Annotated in this window: 22 protein-coding genes and 4 tRNA genes; all 26 read left to right on the forward strand. The window is 34.5% G+C overall.

All coding sequences use genetic code 11. The annotated features are described in order from the left end of the window. Window positions 1–119 precede the first annotated feature (119 nt). The 26 genes from BM253_RS09120 (at window position 120) to rpoB (ending at window position 23,316) form a co-directional block, all read left to right on the forward strand. The gene (locus BM253_RS09120; RefSeq protein ID WP_091522664.1) at window positions 120–3,176 is read left to right on the forward strand and encodes a SusC/RagA family TonB-linked outer membrane protein; all 3,057 of its coding nucleotides are present in this window, start codon (window positions 120–122) and stop codon (window positions 3,174–3,176) included. Between the two features lie 19 nt (window positions 3,177–3,195). After that, complete coding sequence (locus tag BM253_RS09125; RefSeq protein ID WP_091522667.1) at window positions 3,196–4,839, forward strand: RagB/SusD family nutrient uptake outer membrane protein; 1,644 nt, start codon at window positions 3,196–3,198, stop codon at window positions 4,837–4,839. Between the two features lie 103 nt (window positions 4,840–4,942). Continuing rightward, a complete protein-coding gene (locus tag BM253_RS09130) occupies window positions 4,943–6,970 on the forward strand; it encodes a putative porin (protein WP_177205757.1) in 2,028 nt (675 codons plus the stop codon). 67 nt (window positions 6,971–7,037) lie between these two features. Beyond that, a complete protein-coding gene (locus BM253_RS09135) occupies window positions 7,038–8,399 on the forward strand; it encodes a pyridoxal-phosphate dependent enzyme (RefSeq protein ID WP_091522675.1) in 1,362 nt (453 codons plus the stop codon). Window positions 8,400–8,523: 124 nt separating this feature from the next. After that, window positions 8,524–9,789 carry a DUF2851 family protein gene (locus BM253_RS09140; protein ID WP_091522680.1) on the forward strand — a complete coding sequence of 422 codons (1,266 nt, stop codon included), beginning with the start codon at window positions 8,524–8,526 and terminating at the stop codon, window positions 9,787–9,789. After that, entirely contained in the window at window positions 9,786–10,223 is a 438-nt protein-coding gene (locus BM253_RS09145) for a hypothetical protein (RefSeq protein WP_091522683.1), read from the forward strand. The genes BM253_RS09140 and BM253_RS09145 overlap by 4 nt, the downstream gene beginning before the upstream one ends. Window positions 10,224–10,245: 22 nt before the next feature. Further along, a complete protein-coding gene (locus BM253_RS09150; RefSeq protein ID WP_262487581.1) occupies window positions 10,246–10,638 on the forward strand; it encodes a ComEA family DNA-binding protein in 393 nt (130 codons plus the stop codon). Window positions 10,639–10,674: 36 nt separating this feature from the next. Beyond that, the gene (locus BM253_RS09155; RefSeq protein WP_091522690.1) at window positions 10,675–11,817 is read left to right on the forward strand and encodes an acyl-CoA dehydrogenase family protein; all 1,143 of its coding nucleotides are present in this window, start codon (window positions 10,675–10,677) and stop codon (window positions 11,815–11,817) included. A gap of 141 nt (window positions 11,818–11,958) precedes the next feature. Then, the gene (locus BM253_RS09160) at window positions 11,959–12,195 is read left to right on the forward strand and encodes a hypothetical protein (protein ID WP_091522693.1); all 237 of its coding nucleotides are present in this window, start codon (window positions 11,959–11,961) and stop codon (window positions 12,193–12,195) included. Further along, the gene (locus BM253_RS09165) at window positions 12,186–12,503 is read left to right on the forward strand and encodes a type II toxin-antitoxin system RelE/ParE family toxin (protein ID WP_091522696.1); all 318 of its coding nucleotides are present in this window, start codon (window positions 12,186–12,188) and stop codon (window positions 12,501–12,503) included. The genes BM253_RS09160 and BM253_RS09165 overlap by 10 nt, the downstream gene beginning before the upstream one ends. 54 nt (window positions 12,504–12,557) lie before the next feature. Then, window positions 12,558–13,010: a hypothetical protein gene (locus tag BM253_RS09170; RefSeq protein WP_091522699.1), complete on the forward strand. Its 453-nt coding sequence runs from the start codon at window positions 12,558–12,560 to the stop codon at window positions 13,008–13,010. A gap of 113 nt (window positions 13,011–13,123) precedes the next feature. Then, window positions 13,124–13,318, forward strand: a complete 195-nt coding sequence (rpsU, locus tag BM253_RS09175) for a 30S ribosomal protein S21 (protein WP_091522701.1) — start codon at window positions 13,124–13,126, stop codon at window positions 13,316–13,318. Between the two features lie 64 nt (window positions 13,319–13,382). Next, window positions 13,383–14,288 carry a tyrosine-type recombinase/integrase gene (locus BM253_RS09180; protein ID WP_091522705.1) on the forward strand — a complete coding sequence of 302 codons (906 nt, stop codon included), beginning with the start codon at window positions 13,383–13,385 and terminating at the stop codon, window positions 14,286–14,288. Window positions 14,289–14,308: 20 nt separating this feature from the next. After that, window positions 14,309–14,608: a ribosome hibernation-promoting factor, HPF/YfiA family gene (hpf, locus tag BM253_RS09185; protein WP_091522708.1), complete on the forward strand. Its 300-nt coding sequence runs from the start codon at window positions 14,309–14,311 to the stop codon at window positions 14,606–14,608. A gap of 89 nt (window positions 14,609–14,697) precedes the next feature. Further along, window positions 14,698–14,771: transfer RNA gene (locus tag BM253_RS09190), tRNA-Thr, on the forward strand. Between the two features lie 34 nt (window positions 14,772–14,805). After that, window positions 14,806–14,886, forward strand: a tRNA-Tyr gene (locus tag BM253_RS09195). Window positions 14,887–14,900: 14 nt separating this feature from the next. Next, window positions 14,901–14,972: transfer RNA gene (locus tag BM253_RS09200), tRNA-Thr, on the forward strand. A 56-nt stretch (window positions 14,973–15,028) separates the two neighbouring features. Next, a complete protein-coding gene (gene tuf, locus BM253_RS09205) occupies window positions 15,029–16,216 on the forward strand; it encodes an elongation factor Tu (RefSeq protein ID WP_091522711.1) in 1,188 nt (395 codons plus the stop codon). A gap of 56 nt (window positions 16,217–16,272) precedes the next feature. Next, window positions 16,273–16,343 (forward strand) — tRNA-Trp (locus BM253_RS09210). 14 nt (window positions 16,344–16,357) lie between these two features. Next, window positions 16,358–16,555: a preprotein translocase subunit SecE gene (gene secE / locus BM253_RS09215; RefSeq protein ID WP_091522715.1), complete on the forward strand. Its 198-nt coding sequence runs from the start codon at window positions 16,358–16,360 to the stop codon at window positions 16,553–16,555. A 12-nt stretch (window positions 16,556–16,567) separates the two neighbouring features. Then, window positions 16,568–17,119, forward strand: a complete 552-nt coding sequence (nusG, locus tag BM253_RS09220) for a transcription termination/antitermination protein NusG (RefSeq protein ID WP_091522718.1) — start codon at window positions 16,568–16,570, stop codon at window positions 17,117–17,119. 56 nt (window positions 17,120–17,175) lie between these two features. Then, window positions 17,176–17,613 (forward strand): 50S ribosomal protein L11, encoded by a 438-nt coding sequence (gene rplK / locus BM253_RS09225; RefSeq protein WP_091522720.1) that lies wholly within the window; start codon window positions 17,176–17,178, stop codon window positions 17,611–17,613. A gap of 18 nt (window positions 17,614–17,631) precedes the next feature. Then, window positions 17,632–18,321 carry a 50S ribosomal protein L1 gene (gene rplA, locus BM253_RS09230; RefSeq protein WP_091522724.1) on the forward strand — a complete coding sequence of 230 codons (690 nt, stop codon included), beginning with the start codon at window positions 17,632–17,634 and terminating at the stop codon, window positions 18,319–18,321. Window positions 18,322–18,343: 22 nt separating this feature from the next. Next, window positions 18,344–18,832 (forward strand): 50S ribosomal protein L10, encoded by a 489-nt coding sequence (gene rplJ / locus BM253_RS09235; RefSeq protein WP_091522727.1) that lies wholly within the window; start codon window positions 18,344–18,346, stop codon window positions 18,830–18,832. An 87-nt stretch (window positions 18,833–18,919) separates the two neighbouring features. Next, window positions 18,920–19,288, forward strand: a complete 369-nt coding sequence (gene rplL, locus BM253_RS09240) for a 50S ribosomal protein L7/L12 (protein ID WP_091522731.1) — start codon at window positions 18,920–18,922, stop codon at window positions 19,286–19,288. Window positions 19,289–19,503: 215 nt separating this feature from the next. After that, window positions 19,504–23,316: a DNA-directed RNA polymerase subunit beta gene (rpoB, locus tag BM253_RS09245; protein WP_091522735.1), complete on the forward strand. Its 3,813-nt coding sequence runs from the start codon at window positions 19,504–19,506 to the stop codon at window positions 23,314–23,316. Window positions 23,317–23,358 lie beyond the last annotated feature (42 nt).

Consider the following 23,358-nt stretch of genomic DNA (forward strand, 5'->3'; position numbering starts at 1 on the left):
CCGTCTGAATTTATTCAAACGGGCTTTTTTGCTTTTGCGTAAGTATTTTTATTGTTAAAAATTTGTTAGGAGATAAAAAAGATGTAGATTTGTGGATAACTAATTCAAATTAAATTAATATGAGATCAAAGTTTACTTGGATTTTAACTCTGTTCTTCGGTTTAATGGTGCAGGTAGGTTTTGCCCAAAAACCCGTTACAGGAGTTGTAAAGACACAAGACGGTGACCCAATCCCTGGGGCTACGGTTATGCTGGTTGGTACCGATCTAGGTACAGATACAGATGAAGAGGGGAAGTATACGTTAATTCTTAAAAAAGGAGATAAGGTACAAGTGACCTTTAGTGGTTTTAAAACTACCACAGTTACTGCTTCTGATTCAGGAGTGTTAAATATTACTTTGGTAGAAGATATGGATGCTATGCTTGAAGAAATCATAGTAGATACATATCGTACTACATCAAAGCCTAAATCAAATGTTGCTGCTAATACAGTAACATCAAAAACAATTGAAGGTCGTCCAAATGCATCTTTCATTCAAACACTACAAGGTCAGGTGCCTGGTTTGAATATTGCTACAGGGTCTGGTCAACCAGGGTCATCAAATACAATGGTTCTTTTACGTGGTATTGGATCTATCAATGGTAGTACAGAGCCACTTTATGTGATTGATGGCGTGCCAATGTCTTCTGCGAATTTTAGAAGTATCAATCAAAATGATATAGAACGTGTTGATGTTTTAAAAGATGCTGGTGCAACTTCTATTTATGGTAATCGTGGAGCAAATGGTGTTATTGTTGTTACTACTAAACGTGCTTCTTTTGCACAGGATTTACAAATAAAGTATGTTGGGACAACAGGTATAAGTACTCTTCAAAAACATAAGTATAATTTGATGGGCGGACAAGAACTTATGCAGTTTGAGAATCAAACTCAAAAAAACAATGTTCGATGGACAGCTGCTCAAATTAGAAATGGAGCCGAAACGGATTGGATGGATTACTTCTTCAGAGAGGCATTTTCTCAAAATCATACCTTATCTTTTTCAAGCGGTAGTAGTAATTTAAGTCAGTTTACCTCAATTGGTTATACTGCCCATGAAGGTACGTTGAAGAATACTGATTTAAAGCGTTTTAATTTTAGAAATAATTTAAACGGTAAAAATCAAAATGGTCGTTTAACATATAATACGTCTATTACTGGAAATTATTCTAGATCAAATCAGGCAATCAGTTTAGGTACAGGATCAGTAAATTTAAACCCGGCACTATCTGCGTTAAGAGGTGTGCCATATTTCTCTCCTAATGAGTACGATATTAATGATCCATATGGTTCTATAGTTGGTGTTTACAGTGCTAGTCCTAATAACCAAAATTTGGTTAAGATTGCACCTTTAATGATCATTGACCAATTAAATTATTTTAAAAATTATTCAGATGAATTAAAATCAATTGTTTCTGGAGGTTTAAATTATGATTTAGGTTCTGGTTTTAGTGTAGGTACAAATTTAGGTATCGATTATACAGATGTAAAACAAATACAGTTTGATTCTCCATATTCTTTTAACTCAGAGTTATTTAGAGAAGCAAATCAAGAATATGTTGGTTATGAAAGAGAGTATAACACAAGAATTGTTTCATTTAATTCTACAAGTAACTTAAAATGGAGTAAGATATTTAATCAAAAACATGAAATTCGTGCTGGTGCTTACCTAGAATATTTAAAAGCACATTATACTTTCTCTTCATTTTCTCAAAATGGTTTAGATCCTTATTTTTCAGCACCTGGAGCTGGTACAGGCTGGATTGGTGATACTGAAGATAATGATCTTTATGTACCAAATATTTCTAAAAACGTAGCAGAGTCAGGATTATTCTCTTACTTTGGAATGGTAGATTATGATTATGATTCTAAATACGGTATTGGTTTGACTTTAAGAAGAGATGCTTCATTCCGTTTTTCTGAAGAGAACAGATGGGGAACTTTTTGGTCTGCATCTGCGCGTTGGAACATTAATAGAGAAGATTTTATGAAAGATTCCAAAATTAATGAACTTAAGTTGAGAGGATCTTACGGAACTGCAGGTAACCAAGATATTGTTAGTAGTGGATTATTCGGAGGTAATTCTTTATTTAGAGAGCAGTATTCTTTAAGTGGTCTTTCTTATAATGATCAACCAACAACATTTATTTCAAATATTCCAAACCCTAATCTGAGATGGGAAACTATCGAACAAGCAAACGTAGGTATTGATTTTGGTGTATGGAACAGCAGATTCCGTGGTAGTGTAGATGTCTATCAAAAAACAACTAAAGATTTATATCAATCACGTCCTATGTCTGCAATTCACGGAGCAAGTTCTATTTCTGATAATATCGGAAGTATGAGAAACCGTGGTGTTGAATTATTAGTTTCAGGCGACATTGTTAGAAACGAAAATTTAACAATTACATTAAATGCTAATGGTTCGTACAATAAAAACGAATTTGTTGAATTAGCGGGTGCTGATGAAAATGGAGTTGTTTGGAATGGTGGTTTAACTGTTATGCAAGAAGGTGGAGCATTTGGTCAGTTCTATTTGGTAGAATATGCCGGAATTAATCCAGATAATGGAAACTTATTATTCTTAGATAAAGATGGCAATGCAGTAGAACGTTTTGTTGATGCAGATCGTAAATTTACTGGCAAAAGCTATATACCTAAATACCAGGGAGGCTTTGGTTTAGATGTGGATTATAAAGGTTGGTTTTTGTCTTCTTCGTTTACTTTTGTAAAAGATGTGTGGAGATTTGATTATGATTACTCTTCACTAGTTCATCCAGATAATATTGGTAACTGGAACATGTCTCGTGATATGTACGATTATTGGACACCGACAAACAGAAATGCTTCAATGCCATCTGTAAATGCTACAAATATGCCTTATCAAAATTTTTCAGATCGCAACATACGTGATGCTTCATACATACGATTAAGATTTGCGACATTAGGGTATAACTTTAAGCAAGATGATTTAAGATTTATTGGTTTATCAGGTTTACGCGTATTTGCTCAAGCTGAAAATTTATTTACATGGTCTAAGTGGAAAGGATGGGATGCTGAAAGTAGTAGAGGTTCAGATCAATCTCAATACCCTACACCTAAAACCATTTCTTTCGGTGTTGAAGTACAGTTTTAATTTTAAATGAAGTATTACAATGAAAAATAAAGTATTAATATTATTATTTGCTATTGGGGGGTTAGTTACTTCTTGTAGTGATGCGTATGATATACAGCAAAAAGGGGAGATAAATGATGCTTATGAGGCATTTCGTACTCCTCAGGATATTGCGAGAGGGGTCAATGCGATCTACTCTTCAATACCCGCAAATACAGAAATTAATTTAGGATCAATCTTTACCGATGAGGTTGCTATTGGTTTAGATAATGGTGGTCAGGGATTAATTAGTGGTGAGTATGGCTTTTTTATGGAAGCTGGTAGTAGTTATGCTTCATCATTATGGGGAAGTTATTACACAATCATTAATAGGATCAATAGGTTAGAAGAAATAGCTGTTAATTTAAAAAAGGAAACACCTGCTTTAAGTGGCGATTTTGACAATGTATTAGCGGAATTATATGTGTTAAGAGCTTTCGCTCATTATAAGTTATTTGCTTATTTTACGCCTGATTATACAAACGGATCAGGTAAATCGGCTATTATTTTAGACCACGTACCTCCGTATGATTATTCTTATTCTTTACCAAGAAATACAGTAAATGAAGTTAAGAAGTTTATTTTAGATGATTTACAAACAGCAAGTACAATTAGACAAACCGGTTGGGTTGACGGTAGTAATTATGTTAATGCCGCAATGATTGAGGCAATACGAGTTAAATTATATGCCATGACTGGTGATTGGGATAAAGTTTTAGAACACGGACAGGTAATCATGAACCGCTATAGATTAGCTACTGCTACAGAATACAAAAAATTATTTGCTCGTGTTACTACTACTCAAGGTAATTTTCAAGAAGTTTATGCAGAACCACCAGCTTTAGCTGAATTAATTTTTAAGTTAAACGTAACTTTAAATACGGGACCTAGTGTAGTTGGTAATTGGTACTCAATTAGAGCGCGTGGAGGAGATGGTTCACCTTTTTATGAAATGGGTAGATCACTGTATAATGAATTGGATAAACTTGATCCATCCTTAACAGGAACCGCATTTGGAAGTAATAGAAACGACATGCGTTATGAGGTGAATTTGCTTCCTGATCTTGGAACTAATTTTCCTGGAACAAAAGTTCTTGTTAACTATGAATCTGCAAGTCAGTCAGAGTATAATGCTAATGATATTTTACTTATTGGTAAATATTTAGGAATGGATGGAGCTAACCTTAAAAATAATATTCACATTTTTAGAGTAGCTGATATTTTGCTGGCAATGGCTGAAGCCAGAGCTGCTAAAGGAGAGCTCTTAGCAGGTACTAGTGACCCGAATGATTTGCTTAATAATTATAATAGTGTTGAATCTATTTTATATTCAATTCGTTGGAACAGATCTAAAAACACTTCTTCAATTGCTATGCCTTCCATTACTAATCAGCAGTCAGCATTTGCTGCTATTTTAAATGAAAGAAGAGTAGAATTAAGTTTTGAAGGGCATCGTTATTTGGATATGAAACGTTTAGGTACTAAAGCAGGTTCTCCTGGTTTTACTAGATATTCTAAAGATTGTGCTGTAAACGGAGCTTGTAATTTACCAACAACTAGTTATAAAATGACATTACCTATTCCTGTTGGAGAGATGAATGGTAATAATTCATTAACAGCTGATTCACAAAACCCTGGTTATTAATCAGAAGTTTTAAATAGTTTAAAAAGAGATGCGAAAGCATCTCTTTTTTTATTTGTATAGTATAGTTGCTAAAAAAATGTACTTTTGTGTAAAATTTGCATCTATGCGTTTTATTTTGGCTTTTGTACTGCTTTTTTCTGTTACTTGTTTTGCACAGGTTAGAAAATCAGGTCAAAAAATTAAATCGGGAAATACGTTAAATACTAACAGAGTTCGAACAGCTAATTCGGTAGATCGATTTTCATCGGTAAATTTGTCTGATAACGATTCTTTAAAGATTAAGAAAATTATTACCAAAGCTGGTGATACGGTTGCGCCTATTTCAGATTATAAAATATTCAATGAGATTAAAGGGGCTTCAGCTTTTGATACTATTCTAAATCTTAAAAAGCAATACGCTTTTAATTACCTGCGCGAAGATACTTTTGGAATGCTTCAGTTTAATAACGACGGACAAACATTTCAATCGTTAGATCCTAATGCTTTGAATGTAAATAATATTATAAATATCGGCTTCAATGCACGTAGATTTTCGTATTTAAATAAAGAAAATGTCAGTTATTATAGTGTACCAACACCGGCATCAGAATTGTTTTATCGGAGCGTTACTGGTAAAGGACAAAATCTGGATGCGCTAATCACCATGAATACTTCAGAACAATTCAATATGTTTTTAGGTTATCGAGGGTTACGTTCGCAAGGGAAGTATGTAAATCAGTTGACATCAAACGGAAATTTTCGAATTGGATCGAGTTTCTTTACAAAGAATAAACGTTATCAGTTTAAAAATCATATTACCTTCCAAGATATTTCAAACGAAGAAAATGGTGGATTGGTATTTACAAACAACTTTGAATCTTCTAATGAACCTTTTAATAATCGAGAGAATTTAAGAGTTCAGACTGCTGATGCAAAATCGCTGTTTAAAGGTTTACGTGGATATTTCGATCATAGTTTCCAATTCAACAAATCTGAAAGTAACAAGGCATTATTGCGCCATCAGTTTACGTACGAATATTTTTCCAACGTATATCAACAGGGTAACTCGAAACCGTTTTTAGATCGTGAACCGTATTATGGAGAAACTTTTGCATTTGGGATTTACGATAAAGTGCGTCATACTCGTTTGGAAAATTCTTTTGATCTGGCATTCGATTCTAAAGCTATTGGTTTATTTGCAGTGAGTGCGGGAATCTATAATTTTTCTCACAGATACGAATCTATCGTTTTTGATGAGAATTCAAATAAAATCCCTAATCAGTTAAAAGACGATATTATCACGCTTGGCGGATCTTATATGTTGAATAAAGAACATGTGGTTGCAGATGCGTATTTTAAACAGTCTGTTGTGGGTAGATCGCTGACAGATTTGAAAATCAATGCAGCTTTCAACTTAAATGAATCATACGGAATTGAAGCTACGTATCAATTAGAAAGCAAAATTCCCGATTACACGTATCAGTTTTTTCAAAGTGGATATATTGGTTTAAACTGGCTAAACGATTTTTCTAACGAAAAATATAGCACGTTGAATGCCAAGGTTAGTTCGCCGTTTATTAATTTGGAAGGAACATATCAGTTAATTACAGATAAATTGTATTTCAGTAATAATGCAACGGCGGTTGATGCAAACGGCAGGTTTACCCAGTTATTGGTAACGCCAAAACAGTACGGTAAGGTGATCAACTATTTTATGGTTAAGGCTCAAAAGGAATTTACTTTTGGCAAATGGGGGCTTGATAATACCATCATGTTTCAACAGGTTGTTCAAGACGAGAATATTTTGAACGTACCACAGATTGTTACTCGTAATACAGTTTACTTTCAAGATTATGCCTTTAACAAAGCCTTGTTTTTTCAAACGGGTTTCATCTTTAATTATTTTACAAAATATTACGCAAATGAATACCATCCGGTTTTAGGAGATTTTGTAGTGCAGGATCAAGTTAAAGTAGGAAATTTCCCAATGTTCGATTTCTTCTTGAATGTGAAAATTAAAACAGCTCAAATCTATATTAACGTAGATCATTTCAATTCTATGTTAACGGGCTACAATTATTATAACACGCCAACATATCCTTACCGCGATTTAACATTTAGGTTGGGTATGAAATGGAATTTCTTTAATTAAAGTTGTAGTAATACAACTTTTTTCTTTTCTAAAAAGCATATTGTATCTTTGCATAAATTTATTAGTAATGAACTACGCAAAAAATATATTAGAAACCATTGGGAACACGCCTTTGGTTCAATTGAATAAAATTGTAAAAGATCTGCCTTGTAAGGTTTTTGCCAAGGTTGAATATTTTAATCCGGGGCATTCTTGTAAAGACCGTATGGCTTTAAAAATGGTGGAAGATGCAGAAGCAGACGGACGTTTAAAACCAGGCGGAACAATCATAGAAGGAACATCAGGAAACACCGGAATGGGCTTGGCATTGGCGGCTATTGTGAAAGGATATAAATTAATCTGTGTGATTACTGACAAACAGTCTAAAGAAAAAATGGATATTCTGCGAGCTGTTGGTGCAAAAGTTGTGGTTTGTCCTACCGATGTGGAACCAACCGATCCACGTTCATATTATTCGGTTTCTAAACGTTTGGCTGAAGAAACTCCGAATTCTTGGTACGTTAATCAGTACGATAATCCATCGAACGCAAAAGCAAATTACGAACAAACAGGTCCTGAAATCTGGAATCAGACAAATGGTGAAATCACGCATTTTATCGTAGGTGTTGGTACAGGCGGGACTATTTCCGGTGTTGGTAAATATTTAAAAGAACAAAAACCGGATGTGAAAATTTGGGGAGTTGATACTTATGGATCAGTTTTTAAAAAGTATCATGAAACTGGTATTTTTGATGAAAACGAAGTGTATTCGTACGTAACAGAAGGCATCGGTGAAGATATCCTTCCAAAGAATGTTGATTTTTCTGTGATCGATCATTTTACAAAAGTTACCGATAAAGATGCAGCGGTTTTTTGTAGAAAATTAGCTTTAGAAGAAGGGATTTTTGTAGGAATGTCATCTGGTTCGGCAATTAAAGGATTGTTACAGATGAAAGATCAATTGAAGCCGACGGATGTTGTTGTAGTTTTATTTCATGATTCGGGTTCACGTTACATTGGTAAAATTTTTAACGATGATTGGATGCGTGAACGCGGTTATTTGGAAGAAGAAATTGTTACAGCCCACGATTTAATCAAAAATCATATCGATAAACCTCTAGTAATTGTTCGTACCGAAGAATTGGCAAGCCACGCCATTGATAGAATGCGTAAGTTTAAAATATCGCAAATTCCGGTAATGGATACTACTGGTTTTGTTGGTTCTTTAGAAGATGTGGATCTTTTTAACGCATTTGTGAACAACAGCAATGTTGCCGATATGCCGATTAAAGATTTAATGCGCAAACCTTATCCAATTGTTTCATTGCAAACCAAGGTTGAAGAAGTTGCCAAGTTGATCACAAAAGACGACAACGCTGTTTTGGTTGATTTAGGAAACGGCAAGCATCATATCATTACAAAATACGATATCATTAATAATATCAAATAATATAAAGGAGCAGCGTTAAGTTGCTCCTTTTTCTTTTAGGCTTTTTATCAAAATTTTAAATTGAACCAACTGATAATTAGGAAGTTTTTAAAAAATAATTTATATTTATAAAAAGCTTTTTATTATGCGGGAAGATTTTTTACATTATGTGTGGAGGTTCAAAAAGCTTAACAATACTTCACTCAAAACAGTTCAAAATAATGAGGTTGTTATAAAAGATTTTGGTTTGTATTTAGGAACAGAAGGGCCGGATTTTTTTAACGCACAAGTTTATATCGATGGGCAATTATGGGCAGGAAATGTGGAAATGCACATAAATGCTTCCGATTGGTATGCGCATCATCATGAGATCGATCCGGCGTATCAAAACGTAATTCTGCATGTTGTTTGGAATAACGATTTATCGGTTTTACGATCTAACGGAACCGAAATTCCTACCATTGTTTTAAAAGATTATGTTTCCGAAAATGTTTTTAATGCGTATCATCAGTTCAAGTTAAATCCGCAGTACATTTTTTGCGAAGATTACATCAAACAGTTTAATTCGTTCGATTGGCTGTTGTGGAAAGAAAAGTTAATGATTGAACGTTTAGAACAGTTTACAAATCGAATTGTAACAGAACTAAAGCAGACAAATAATAATTGGGAAGAAGCTTTTTATCGTATTTTATTACGAAATTTTGGTTTGAACATTAATGGCGAAGTTTTTTACCAAGTTTCCAAAAATCTCCCATTGAAAATTATTCGCAAAGAGCAAGCGCATTTGGTACATTTAGAAGCGTTGTTTTTGGGAACTGCTAATATGTTGCAATCAGATCGTGAAGATTATTATCTTAAAACGCTACAGAAAACGTATAGCTATTTAAAACAGAAATACAACTTAAAGCAAACCGTAAATTCTCCGAGTTACCACCAGTTGCGACCAGATAATTTTCCAACAATTCGTTTAATTCAGTTTGCATCGTTCATTTACAACCAACCTTTTTTATTTGATTTGATTCGAAATCCCGAAAGTGTTTCTCGGAACAATTATTTGTTAGGCGCAACGGTTTCCGATTATTGGCAAACGCATTATGTCTTTGGCAAAGAACATAAAATCCGTAAAAAAACAGTTTCACAATCGTTTTACAATTTATTGCTAATAAATACCATTTTGCCTTTTCAATATGTGTATCATCAGCAGTTGGGGAAAGATATCATCGATGAAGTTTTACAGCATTATCAATCTATCGATTTGGAAAAAAACAGCACCACCGAAATGTTTCAAAAATTACAGGTTCCGGTAAAATCGTCGTTAGATAGTCAATCGGTTTTATTCTTAAAGAAAAATTATTGCGATTTAAGAAGATGTTTAAATTGTGAAATCGGCATAAAATTAATGAACAGATGAAAACGCAGCTTCCGTATTTTAGTAATAAACAACGCAGAGCTCTTGTGGTTTTTGTTGTGATTATCGTGCTTTTACAAGTTGTGATATTAGTCGTAAAAAATAAATCATTTGATGCCGAAATTGCTGATTATAAAATCGACACAAAAACGCAATCGCAAATTGATAGTCTAAAGCAGTTGGCATTTAAGAAATACGATCTTCAACCGTTTAATCCGAATTTCATCACAGATTACAAAGGATTCAAATTAGGAATGACTACTGCCGAGATTGATAAATTACTGAAATTTAGATCAACAGGAAAATATGTAAATTCTACTGCCGAATTTCAACAAGTTACAGGCGTTTCAAAAGAAACGCTCGATAAAATCTCACCCTATTTTAAATTTCCGGGAATGGACTCAGAACAAAAAATCGAATACTTATACAGAAAGTAGCGAAAAGGTTACGTTTAAAAATATCGATTTAAACAAAGCTTCCGTTCAAGATTTGATTGCTTTAAGTTGCATAGGCGATTATTTTGCAAATGCGGTTATCAATGAACGTGAAAAATTAGGCGGTTTTGTATCGATCCACCAAATCGATTTTATAAAAGGATTGCGTCCCGAAGCAATCAAAATTCTCAAACAAAATACGGTGGTTAAGAATCCATCGGCTATCAAAAAAGTAAATGTAAATACCGCTACAAAAGAAGAATTGGCTCAAATTCCGTATATTAACAGTTATATTGCCCGTGAAATTGTGGTGCAACGCAGCAAACAAGAAAATCCGTTAAAAATTGAAGATTTAGAAAAAATTAATAATTTTCCACTTGACAAATTAAAGATAATTAGGTTATATTTGGCTTTTTAGAAAAATAAGCAAAAAACAACGATAAAATACAGTACAATGAATTTTGAATACAACGAAACACAAGCAATGATTGCACAGTCAATCAGAGAGTTTGCTGAAAAAGAAATCAGACCATATATAATGGAGTGGGATGAAGCGCAAATTTTTCCTGTAGAATTATTTAAAAAATTAGGAGAAATGGGCTTTATGGGAGTTTTAGTTCCTGAAGAATTAGGCGGATCTGGCTTAGGTTATCACGAATACATTACTGTTGTAGAAGAGATTTCTAAAGTAGATTCTTCAATTGGTTTGTCGGTTGCGGCTCACAATTCATTATGTACAAATCATATTTTAACATTTGCAAACGACGAGCAAAAGAAAAAATGGATTCCTAAATTAGCAACAGGTGAGTGGATTGGTGCTTGGGGATTAACAGAGCACAACACCGGATCTGATGCCGGCGGTATGGCAACAACTGCTGTTAAAGACGGTAACGACTGGATCATCAACGGAGCTAAAAACTTTATCACGCACGCGATTTCTGGCGATGTTGCTGTTGTAATTGTTCGTACAGGCGAAAAAGGTGATTCTCGTGGTATGACTGCTTTTGTAATTGAAAAAGGAACTCCAGGTTTTTCATCAGGTAAAAAAGAAAATAAATTAGGAATGCGCGCTTCTGAAACAGCAGAATTAATTTTTGATAACTGTCGTGTTTCTGACGCAAACCGTTTAGGTGAAGTTGGTGAAGGATTTATCCAGGCTATGAAAATTTTAGATGGTGGTCGTATCTCAATCGGTGCTTTATCTTTAGGAATTGCAAAAGGTGCATATGAAGCAGCGTTGAAATACTCAAAAGAACGTGTGCAGTTTGGTAAACCAATCTCAGAATTCCAGGCAATTGGTTTTAAATTGGCAGATATGGCAACCGAGATTGAATGTTCGGAATTATTATTACACAAAGCAGCATACTTAAAAAACAACCATAAACCAATGACAACAGCAGGTGCAATGGCAAAAATGTATGCATCTGAAGTTTGTGTGAAAGTTTCTACCGAAGCAATCCAGATCCACGGTGGTTACGGTTATACAAAAGATTTCCCGGTAGAGAAATTCTTCCGCGATTCTAAATTATGTACCATTGGCGAAGGAACAACCGAAATTCAAAAATTAGTTATATCTAGAAATCTTTTAAAAGACTAATTCTTTTAGAAAATAGAGAATAGATAAAAGAGGAAAGACTGTAGTGGTTTTTCCTTTTTTTGTTTTTATAATTTTGTAAAATGTCAGTTTTATAATAGTAAAAAGTTTTTTGTAAATTTGAATGATGTAAAAGATTGAAAGATGGATATTCAAACAAGAAAAATAGAGTTTATACAAGAATTTTTAAAACTTCAAAACGAAGAATTAATTTCTCGTCTTGAAAATCTTTTGCGTGCAGGTAAATCAAAGAATGATGATTTTAAGCAAATGACAATCGATGAATTTAATAGTCGTATTGATCAATCTATGAACGATTCAAAAAACGACAGATTAACAAATTCTGATGATTTAATTGCTGAAATTGAAAAATGGAGCTAAAGGTTTTTTGGACAGATTTTGCAAAAAGTGAGCTTAAAAATATTTTCGATTATCATAAAGAAAAAGTAAGCGTTAAAATAGCTCAGCAGATTGTAGAACAAATTGTTCTTACGGCAAATGAATTAAAAAGTTTTCCTGAAATTGGCGCGGTTGAAGATTTTTTGGAAAGCAGATCCGAAAACTTCAGGTATATTATAAGTACAAACTATAAAATTATCTATTGGATCAATAAAGCTAAAGAGCGAATTGAAATTGTAGATGTATTTGATACAAGGCAAAATCCAATAAAAATTTCAAGGAAAAAATAATTCAAAGAGGAAAGACTGTAATGGTTTTCCTTTTTTTGTTTTAAAGATGTTTTGATGAGTTTTGTATCTTTGAGTATTTATCTGTATTTTATGTTTAAAAGGTTGTACTTGTTTTGCGTTATTGTATTTTGTTTGTATTTAGTTAGTTGCAAATTAAATAAAGAGCTACTTGTTTTAAAAGTTGAGCATACTTATGATGATTTAGATGGAAAGAAATTGTTTTATAATGATTTAGAAATAGGTAAGTATAATGAAATTAAAGGAAGGAAGTTTGGTGAGTTGGTTATTGATGATGATAAGATCTTAATTCCTAATAATTCAAAATTAACGTTATCAAATAAGTTGAATGATAATTTAGTAGTTGAGATTTTAAAAGGAGTCAATGAAATAAATTTTAAACATGGTGATACAATATTGTGGCGTAAAAGTCACGAAGAAATAGATCTTGAAAAAACAATATTAGTAGGTGATTTTATGTTTATTCATAATAAAGATTCTTTGAAATAAATTATTTATGGTAGTGAATAACTCTTTTTTCTATAATCTTTTCTCTTTTTTTCTAATGTAATTCAAAAATTATTTCTACTTTTGCACCCATAATGAAAGGAGGTGTATAAATTATGTTGATCATTCCAATTAAAGACGGAGAAAATATTGATAGAGCGTTAAAACGTTACAAAAGAAAATTTGACAAAACAGGAACGTTACGTCAGTTAAGATCTCGTAAAAACTTTACGAAACCTTCTATAACAAAACGCGCGCAATTACAAAAAGCACAATACGTTCAAAGCTTAAGAGATGCTGTAGAAATCTAATAAGTTTTTGAAATAATATTTTAAAAATCGCTAATTAAAGGTAACTTTGGTTAGCGATTTTTTTATGGAAAAATTTATTAAACCTTATTACGACTATCTTTTAAAAGAAAAACATTTTTCGTTACATACCGTAAACGCCTATGTGAACGATGTAGAGGCGTTTTTAAATTTTACTGCAAAAGATGTTTCTGCCGTTAATGAGATCGTTTATCAACACATCAGAAACTGGATTGTGTCCTTATCATCACAAAAAATGAGTAACAATTCCATAAACCGTAAAATAGCATCGCTAAAAAGTTACTTCAAGTTTTTATACATAACCAAAACAATAAATAGTTATCCGTTGCAAGCGCATAAAGCTTTAAGAATAAAAAAAGTATTGCAGGTGCCTTTTTCTGAAGATGAAATGAAGAAAATAGAGCGTATCGATTTCGATGATGATTATTTCGGGTTGCAAAATTACGTAATCATTGTGCTTTTTTATACGTTAGGTGTCCGTAAAAGCGAACTGATCAATCTACAGTTGCATGATATCGATCTAAATAAACGGGAAATTAAAGTTTTGGGTAAAAGATCAAAAGAGCGCATTGTACCAATATTACCTTCGGTAGCTGATATTTTAACTGAATTTATCGAAAAGCGTAAGCAGCAGTTTGGTAGTGGTTACAGCAAGAATATCTTTTTGTTAAAAAACACGCAAAATTTAAATCAAACATTTGTATATCGTTTAATAAATAATTATTTTAGGGGTGTAACTTCTAAAGGGAAAAAAAGCCCGCACGTGTTACGTCATACATTTGCTACCCATATGCTAAACGCAGGTGCTAATTTAAATACGGTTAAAGAATTGCTTGGTCATTCAAGTTTATCGTCAACCCAGATTTACACACACACCAGTTTGGCAGAATTAAAAAAAATGTATAGTAAAACACATCCGCGTTTTAATGCCGAAGAAGAAGATTTATTATGAACCTTTAAAATATAATTTTTATGAAAGTAAATGTTCAAGCGGTTAATTTTAATATTGATCGAAAATTGGTAGATTTTATAAACATTCGTTTAGAAAAATTACAGCAGTTTTATGATAAAATTGTTGGAATTGATGTATCTTTGCATACAGAAAATACAAGTGACAAAGAAAACAAGTCAGTAGATATTATTGTACGAATTCCGGGCGATGATTTAGTGGTTAAAAAAACAGCTAAATCGTTTGAGGAAGCAGCCGATATGGGTGCCGATGCCTTAGAGCGTTTGCTTGTTAAACGCAAAGAGAAAGTTAAAGCACATTAAAAAAGTAAAAAAACATAAAAAAGTTTTTATTTTTTTAAATAAGTATATATATTTGCAGTCCGTTAGAAATAGCGGACTTTTTTTAAGTTGCCTTTGTAGCTCAGCTGGCTAGAGCAGCTGATTTGTAATCAGCAGGTCGTGGGTTCGAGTCCCTCCAAAGGCTCTTCAACAAAACAAGTTGTAAAAATAACAGGTCAGGGGAGATACTCAAGCGGCCAACGAGGACGGACTGTAAATCCGTTGGGAAACCTTCGCAGGTTCGAATCCTGCTCTCCCCACAATAATCTTTTTTGCCGGCGTAGCTCAGGGGTAGAGTGCTTCCTTGGTAAGGAAGAGGTCACGGGTTCAAATCCCGTCGTTGGCTCAAAAGTGATTAAAGTTGAACACTAATTATATAACTAAGATTAAATTAATTAAATCATGGCAAAAGAAAGTTTTGATCGTTCGAAACCCCATTTAAACATCGGTACTATCGGACACGTAGATCACGGTAAAACAACCTTGACAGCTGCAATTACTAAAGTATTATCAGATGCAGGTTTATCAGAAGCAAAATCATTTGATCAAATTGATAATGCTCCCGAAGAAAAAGAAAGAGGTATTACTATTAATACATCTCACGTAGAATACGCTACAGCTAACCGTCACTACGCTCACGTTGACTGTCCAGGTCACGCGGATTACGTTAAGAACATGGTTACTGGTGCTGCACAAATGGACGGTGCTATCTTAGTAGTTGCTGCTACAGATGGTCCTATGCCACAAACTCGTGAGCACATCTTATTAGGTCGCCAAGTTGGTATTCCTCGCATGGTTGTATTCATGAACAAAGTTGACATGGTTGACGATGCTGAATTATTAGAGTTAGTAGAAATGGAAATCCGTGACTTATTATCTTTCTATCAGTATGATGGTGATAATGGTCCAGTTATCCAAGGATCTGCTTTAGGTGCATTAAACGGTGAACCAAAATGGGTTGAAACAGTAATGAGCTTAATGGCTGCAGTAGATGAGTGGATCGAAGAGCCAGTACGTGATACTGAAAAACCATTCTTAATGCCAGTTGAAGACGTATTTACAATTACAGGTCGTGGAACTGTTGCTACAGGTCGTATCGAAACTGGTATTGCTAATACAGGTGATGCTGTTGAAATCATTGGTATGGGTGCAGACAAATTAACTTCTACAATTACAGGGGTTGAGATGTTCCGTAAAATCTTAGACCGTGGTGAAGCAGGTGATAACGTAGGTTTATTATTACGTGGTATCGATAAAGCTGATATCCGTCGTGGTATGGTTATCGTTAAGCCAGGTTCAGTTAAACCACACGCTAAATTCAAAGCAGAGGTTTATATCTTGAAAAAAGAAGAAGGTGGACGTCACACTCCATTCCACAATAACTACCGTCCTCAGTTCTACGTTCGTACAACTGACGTAACAGGAACTATCATGTTACCAGAAGGAACGGATATGGTTATGCCAGGTGATAACTTAACTATCAATGTTGATTTATTACAACCAATCGCATTATCAGTAGGTTTACGTTTCGCTATCCGCGAAGGTGGTCGTACAGTTGGTGCTGGTCAGGTAACTGAAATTTTAGACTAATTATAAGTTTAAATAAATAATTTAAGTTGGCAGAAATTCTGCCAACTTTTTAACAAACGGGTGTAGTTCAAGGGTAGAATAGCGGTCTCCAAAACCGTTGATGGGGGTTCGAATCCCTCCACCCGTGCAAAAAATAATATTATGGCAAAAGTAGTTAATTATATATCTGATGCGTTTACCGAATTAAAATCTAATGTTACATGGACACCATGGGCAGAGGTACAACGCTACACAATTATTGTTGCTATCTTTACAGTAGTACTTTCATTAGCTACATGGGGCGTAGATACATTGTTTTCTGAAGCTCTTGCTGGTTTCTTCAACCTTTTAAATTCGTAAATTTAAAAGAGCATGACAGAAGGTAGTATTAAAAAATGGTATGTAGTTAGGGCGGTAAGCGGTCAAGAGAATAAAGTAAAAGGTTACATAGAAAGCGAAATCGTGCGTTTGGGTATGGAAGATTATCTTTCGCAGGTTTTAGTACCAACTGAAAAAGTTGTTTCGCAACGCGACGGAAAAAAAATAACAAAAGAGCGTATTTATTTTCCGGGTTATGTAATGATTGAAGCAAACCTTACCGGTGAATTACCACACATAATAAAATCTATTGCCGGCGTAATTGGTTTCTTAGGAGAAACGCGTGGGGGAGATCCTGTGCCATTAAGATTGGCAGAAGTTAACCGTATGTTAGGTAAGGTAGATGAATTGGCTGTGTCTGTTGATAATGGATTAATTCCTTACGAAATAGGCGAAACAGTAAAAGTTGTCGATGGTCCTTTTAATGGTTTCAACGGAACTATAGAAAAAGTGAACGAAGACAAACGCAAGCTTGAAGTAATGGTGAAAATTTTTGGAAGAAAAACACCTTTAGAATTAAGCTTCACACAAGTAGAAAAAATATAATTGTTACATACACATCAATCGCTTCCAATTGAAAGATGTGCTAAATTTTTTTAAAAATGGCAAAAGAAATTAGTAAAGTAGTTAAACTACAAGTTAAGGGAGGTGCAGCGAACCCATCGCCACCGGTTGGACCTGCTTTGGGGGCTGCTGGTGTTAACATCATGGAATTCTGTAAGCAATTTAACGCTAGAACACAGGATAAACCAGGAAAAGTTTTACCAGTACAAATTACAGTTTACAAAGACAAATCTTTTGACTTTGTAGTTAAAACGCCACCTGCTGCTGTTCAATTATTAGAAGCTGCAAAATTAAAATCAGGTTCTGGGCAACCAAACCGTAAAAAAGTTGCTTCTATTACATGGGATCAAGTTAAAGCAATCGCTGAAGACAAAATGGCCGATTTGAATGCATTTACAATTGAAAAAGCTATGTCTATGGTTGCTGGAACTGCACGTTCTATGGGAATCACGGTATCAGGAAACGCTCCTTTTTAATCTTAAAGAAAAGAAGAAATGGCAAAATTAACAAAAAAGCAAAAAGAGGCTGCAGCAAAGATTGAGAAGAACAAATTATACTCTTTAAAAGATGCATCTGTATTAATTAAAGAAGTTGCTTCTGCAAAATTTGATGAGTCTGTTGATATTGCTGTACGTTTAGGAGTTGATCCGCGTAAAGCAAATCAAATGGTACGTGGGGTTGTAACATTACCACACGGTACAGGTAAAGATGTAAGAGTATTAGCATTAGTTACTCCAGACAAAGAAGCAGAAGCTAAAGCTGCTGGTGCAGACCACGTAGGTTTAGATGACTATCTACAAAAAATTAAAGATGGTTGGACTGATATCGATGTAATTATTACTATGCCTGCAGTTATGGGTAAATTAGGTCCATTAGGTCGTGTTTTAGGACCTCGTGGTTTAATGCCTAACCCAAAAACAGGTACAGTAACTATGGATGTTGCTAAAGCTGTACAAGAAGTGAAATCTGGTAAAATCGACTTTAAAGTTGATAAAACAGGTATCGTTCACGCTGGTATTGGTAGAGTATCTTTCGGTGCTGATCAAATTACAGAGAACGCAGCTGAAATAATTCAAACATTAATTAAATTAAAACCAACTGCAGCTAAAGGTACTTATATTAAGTCTATTCATATATCAAGTACAATGAGCCCTGCTATTGCTTTAGATCCAAAAGCAGTATAATTGGTAGTTAAAAATTTTTAGTATGACTAGAGAAGACAAATCAATTGCGATTCAAGATTTAACTGCACAGTTAGCTGACACTAAAGTTATTTACGTTGCAGATATTTCTGGATTAAATGCAGCAACTACTTCAGATTTACGTAGAGCTTGTTTTAAAGCAGGTATCAAGTTAGAAGTTGTTAAGAACACCTTGCTTGCAAAAGCAATGGAAGCATCAGAAAACGAGTATGGTGATTTACCTTCTATTTTAAAAGGAAACAGCGCTATTATGATTGCAGAGGCTGCAAACGGTCCGGCAAAAATCATAAAAGAATTCCGTAAAAAAGGTACAAAACCAGAATTAAAAGGAGCTTACATCAACGAAGAAATTTACATTGGCGATAACCAATTAGATTCTTTAGTTGCAATTAAGTCTAGAGAAGAGATGATTGGTGAAATCATTGGATTATTACAATCTCCTGCTCAAAGAGTTATTTCTGCTCTTAAAAACCAATTTAAAGACGAAGAATAGTAGTTATCTACAACCGTTTTTAAATGTTCAACAGAACGCACATTAATAAATTATATTATTACAAATTCAAATTAAAAGATAGAAAAAATGGCAGATTTGAAACAATTCGCAGAGCAATTAGTTAACTTAACAGTTAAAGAAGTTAACGAATTAGCAACTATATTAAAAGATGAGTATGGTATCGAACCAGCTGCTGCTGCAGTTGTAGTATCAGGTGGTGGTGAAGCTGCTGCTGCTGAAGAGCAAACTGAATTTACAGTTGTATTAAAAGAAGCTGGTGCTTCTAAATTAGCTGTAGTTAAAGCTGTTAAAGAATTAACAGGTTTAGGATTAAAAGAAGCTAAAGATTTAGTAGACGGTACTCCAGCAAACGTTAAAGAAGGTATTTCTAAAGACGAAGCTGAAGGATTGAAAAAAGCATTAGAAGAAGCTGGTGCTGTGGTTGAGTTAAAATAATCTCACACATATAAATTTTTACGGTTTAGGCCTTGGAAGTTATTCCAATGGCCTAAACCATTTTGCATATAAAAAATAATCAATAACGAAGAAAAGGACAAGTAATTTTCCTGACTTGTTTTTAAGATGTGTTGATTGTTTAAAATTAGGAAGTATTAAATAGCTGTGTTTTTACACAAAAAAATTACTTTTTTAAACCAAAATTTTGTTCATTAATGATTACAAATCATACTGAAAGGTTAAATTTTGCCTCTACAAAAAATATTCCTGCGTATCCGGACTTTCTTGATATTCAGGTAAAATCATTTAAAGATTTTTTTCAATTAGAAACAAAATCTGATGAAAGAGGTAACGAAGGTTTATATAAAACCTTCATGGAAAATTTCCCAATTACGGATACACGCAATCAATTCGTTTTGGAATTTTTAGACTATTTCGTTGACCCTCCACGTTATTCAATCGAAGAATGTATAGACCGAGGTTTAACTTATAGCGTACCTCTTAAAGCTCGTTTAAAATTATATTGTACAGACCCGGAACACGAAGATTTTGAAACAATTGTTCAAGATGTGTATTTAGGTACTATACCATATATGACACCAAGCGGAACTTTTGTAATTAATGGTGCGGAGCGCGTTGTTGTTTCGCAATTACACAGATCACCGGGTGTATTCTTTGGTCAGTCATTCCACGCTAACGGAACTAAGTTGTATTCTGCACGTATTATTCCTTTCAAGGGTTCTTGGATCGAATTTGCTACAGATATTAACAGTGTAATGTATGCGTACATTGATCGTAAGAAAAAATTACCTGTAACTACTTTATTCCGTGCAATTGGTTTTGAAAGAGATAAGGATATCTTAGAGATTTTTGACCTTGCAGAAGAAGTAAAAGTATCTAAAACAGGATTAAAAAAATACATCGGTCGTCGTTTGGCTGCACGTGTATTAAATGTTTGGCATGAGGATTTCGTTGATGAGGATACAGGTGAGGTTGTAACGATACCACGTACCGAAATTATTTTAGATCGTGATATTGTTCTTGATAAAGACAATGTTGAGGAAATTATAGAGGCAGACGTTAAAACAATTCTTTTACATAAAGAAGACAGTAACCTTGCCGATTATACCATTATTCACAACACGCTTCAAAAAGATCCAACAAACTCTGAAAAAGAAGCTGTAGAATATATTTACCGTCAATTAAGAAACGCATTACCTCCAGATGAAGAAACAGCAAGAGGTATCATAGATAAATTATTCTTCTCTGACCAACGTTACAATTTAGGTGATGTAGGTCGTTACAGAATGAATAAAAAATTGAACTTAAATACGCCAATCGATAAACAAGTTTTAACAAAAGAAGATATCATTACGATTGTTAAATATTTGATCGAGCTTATTAATTCAAAAGCAGAGATCGATGATATCGATCACTTGTCAAACCGTCGTGTACGTACAGTTGGCGAGCAGTTATCGGCACAATTTGGTGTTGGTTTAGCACGTATGGCGCGTACAATTCGCGAGCGTATGAACGTTCGTGATAACGAGGTGTTTACCCCAATCGATTTGATCAATGCAAAAACATTGTCATCGGTTATCAACTCATTCTTCGGAACAAACCAGTTATCTCAGTTCATGGATCAAACCAATCCATTGGCAGAGATCACACACAAGCGTCGTTTATCGGCATTAGGACCAGGGGGTCTTTCTCGTGAAAGAGCAGGATTCGAGGTTCGTGACGTTCACTATACGCACTACGGTCGTTTATGTCCGATTGAAACTCCAGAGGGACCAAACATTGGTTTGATTTCATCTTTGGCAGTTTACGCGAAAGTAAACAACATGGGATTCATTGAAACACCTTACCGTAAAGTTGATAATGGTGTGTTGAATTTAACTGAAGCTCCGGTTTATTTATCGGCAGAAGAAGAAGAAGAAAAATTAATTGCACAAGCAACAATTAATGTTGCTAAAGATGGAACTATTGAAGACGAAAGAGTAGTTGCAAAACAAGATGCCGATTTCCCGGTAGTTGAACCTAAAGAGTTAAACTATGCCGACGTTGCACCTAACCAAATTGCATCTATTTCTGCATCGTTAATTCCTTTCTTGGAACACGATGATGCGAACCGTGCGTTGATGGGATCAAACATGATGCGTCAGGCAGTACCTTTATTACGTCCGGAATCTCCAATTGTTGGTACCGGATTAGAAAAACAGGTGGCTACCGATTCTCGTGTATTGATTAATGCAGAAGGTGAAGGAGAAGTTGTTTACGTAGATGCACAGAAAATTACTATTAAATACGACCGTACTGATGACGAGCGTTTAGTAAGTTTCGATGCTGACGAAAAAACATACAACTTAATCAAGTTCCGTAAAACCAATCAAAGTACATCTATCAACTTAAAACCAATTGTTCGCACAGGTGACCGTGTTACCAAAGGACAGGTTTTATGTGAGGGATATGCTACACAAAACGGTGAATTGGCTTTAGGACGTAACTTACAGGTAGCGTTCATGCCATGGAAAGGTTATAACTTCGAGGATGCAATTGTAATTTCTGAGCGTGTTGTACGTGACGATATTTTTACATCGATCCATATTGATGATTATACGTTAGAAGTTCGTGATACTAAATTAGGATCAGAAGAATTAACGAATGACATTCCAAACGTTTCAGAAGAAGCTACTAAAGATTTAGATGAAAACGGAATGATCCGTATTGGTGCAGAAGTAAAACCTGGTGATATCTTAATTGGTAAAATCACACCAAAAGGAGAATCAGATCCAACACCGGAAGAAAAATTATTACGCGCAATTTTTGGTGATAAAGCGGGTGATGTTAAAGATGCATCGTTAAAAGCTTCACCATCGTTACGCGGTGTAGTTTTAGATAAAAAATTATTTGCCCGTGCGGTAAAAGATAAACGTAAGCGTTCTAAAGACAAAGAAGATATTGCTTTGTTAGATACACAGTTTGAAGTGAAATTCAACGAATTAAAAGAACGTTTGGTAGACAAGTTGTTCCATTTAGTAAATGGTAAAACATCGCAAGGTGTAATGAACGATTTAGGTGAAGAAGTATTACCAAAAGGTAAAAAATTCACGCTGAAAATGTTACACGCTGTAGAAGATTTTACACACTTAACAAAAGGACAGTGGGCTACAGACGATTATACTAATGAAATGATCACTGATTTAATTCACAACTATAAAATTAAATTAAACGACATTCAAGGAGTATTGCGTCGTGAGAAATTTATGATTACAGTTGGTGACGAATTACCATCAGGTATCTTAAAATTAGCTAAAGTTTACATTGCCAAAAAACGTAAATTACGTGTGGGTGATAAAATGGCGGGTCGTCACGGAAATAAAGGTATCGTTGCAAAAATCGTTCGCGATGAAGACATGCCTTTCTTAGAAGACGGAACTCCTGTTGATATCGTATTAAACCCGCTTGGTGTACCATCTCGTATGAACATCGGTCAGATTTACGAAACCGTTTTAGGATGGGCAGGTAAAAAATTAGGTAAAAAATACGCAACCCCAATTTTCGATGGAGCTTCATTAGAAGAAATCAACGCATTAACAGACGAAGCTGGTGTACCACGTTTTGGACACACGTATTTGTATGATGGTGGAACAGGTGAGCGTTTCGATCAAAAAGCAACAGTGGGTGTAATTTACATGTTGAAATTAGGACACATGGTAGATGACAAAATGCACGCACGTTCTATTGGTCCGTACTCTTTAATTACGCAACAGCCTTTAGGAGGTAAAGCGTTATTTGGAGGTCAGCGTTTTGGAGAGATGGAGGTTTGGGCTCTTGAAGCTTATGGTGCGTCGGCTACATTACGTGAGATATTGACTGTTAAATCGGATGACGTTATTGGTAGAGCTAAGACGTACGAGGCAATCGTAAAAGGTGAACCAATGCCAGAACCAGGATTACCTGAATCGTTCAATGTATTAATGCATGAATTAAAAGGTCTTGGTTTAGATATCAGATTAGAAGAATAACAAAACCATATAGTATTCAGTTTTTAGGTAGATCGCCCAAAA

Source organism: Paenimyroides ummariense, assembly GCF_900115115.1.
GTDB lineage: Bacteria > Bacteroidota > Bacteroidia > Flavobacteriales > Flavobacteriaceae > Flavobacterium > Flavobacterium ummariense.

Excerpts from the sequence above, each read along its gene's own strand:
- rplA (WP_091522724.1), top strand. The coding sequence starts at position 17,632 with ATGGCAAAATTAACAAAAAAGCAAAAAGAGGCTGCAGCAAAGATTGAG.
- hpf (WP_091522708.1), top strand. The coding sequence starts at position 14,309 with ATGAAAGTAAATGTTCAAGCGGTTAATTTTAATATTGATCGAAAATTG.
- BM253_RS09130 (WP_177205757.1), top strand. The coding sequence starts at position 4,943 with ATGCGTTTTATTTTGGCTTTTGTACTGCTTTTTTCTGTTACTTGTTTT.
- BM253_RS09125 (WP_091522667.1), top strand. The coding sequence starts at position 3,196 with ATGAAAAATAAAGTATTAATATTATTATTTGCTATTGGGGGGTTAGTT.
- rpoB (WP_091522735.1), top strand. The coding sequence starts at position 19,504 with ATGATTACAAATCATACTGAAAGGTTAAATTTTGCCTCTACAAAAAAT.
- tuf (WP_091522711.1), top strand. The coding sequence starts at position 15,029 with ATGGCAAAAGAAAGTTTTGATCGTTCGAAACCCCATTTAAACATCGGT.
- BM253_RS09160 (WP_091522693.1), top strand. The coding sequence starts at position 11,959 with ATGGATATTCAAACAAGAAAAATAGAGTTTATACAAGAATTTTTAAAA.
- BM253_RS09120 (WP_091522664.1), top strand. The coding sequence starts at position 120 with ATGAGATCAAAGTTTACTTGGATTTTAACTCTGTTCTTCGGTTTAATG.
- rplJ (WP_091522727.1), top strand. The coding sequence starts at position 18,344 with ATGACTAGAGAAGACAAATCAATTGCGATTCAAGATTTAACTGCACAG.
- BM253_RS09180 (WP_091522705.1), top strand. The coding sequence starts at position 13,383 with ATGGAAAAATTTATTAAACCTTATTACGACTATCTTTTAAAAGAAAAA.
- nusG (WP_091522718.1), top strand. The coding sequence starts at position 16,568 with ATGACAGAAGGTAGTATTAAAAAATGGTATGTAGTTAGGGCGGTAAGC.
- rpsU (WP_091522701.1), top strand. The coding sequence starts at position 13,124 with ATGTTGATCATTCCAATTAAAGACGGAGAAAATATTGATAGAGCGTTA.
- secE (WP_091522715.1), top strand. The coding sequence starts at position 16,358 with ATGGCAAAAGTAGTTAATTATATATCTGATGCGTTTACCGAATTAAAA.
- rplK (WP_091522720.1), top strand. The coding sequence starts at position 17,176 with ATGGCAAAAGAAATTAGTAAAGTAGTTAAACTACAAGTTAAGGGAGGT.
- BM253_RS09140 (WP_091522680.1), top strand. The coding sequence starts at position 8,524 with ATGCGGGAAGATTTTTTACATTATGTGTGGAGGTTCAAAAAGCTTAAC.
- BM253_RS09165 (WP_091522696.1), top strand. The coding sequence starts at position 12,186 with ATGGAGCTAAAGGTTTTTTGGACAGATTTTGCAAAAAGTGAGCTTAAA.
- BM253_RS09155 (WP_091522690.1), top strand. The coding sequence starts at position 10,675 with ATGAATTTTGAATACAACGAAACACAAGCAATGATTGCACAGTCAATC.
- BM253_RS09145 (WP_091522683.1), top strand. The coding sequence starts at position 9,786 with ATGAAAACGCAGCTTCCGTATTTTAGTAATAAACAACGCAGAGCTCTT.
- rplL (WP_091522731.1), top strand. The coding sequence starts at position 18,920 with ATGGCAGATTTGAAACAATTCGCAGAGCAATTAGTTAACTTAACAGTT.
- BM253_RS09135 (WP_091522675.1), top strand. The coding sequence starts at position 7,038 with ATGAACTACGCAAAAAATATATTAGAAACCATTGGGAACACGCCTTTG.
- BM253_RS09170 (WP_091522699.1), top strand. The coding sequence starts at position 12,558 with ATGAGTTTTGTATCTTTGAGTATTTATCTGTATTTTATGTTTAAAAGG.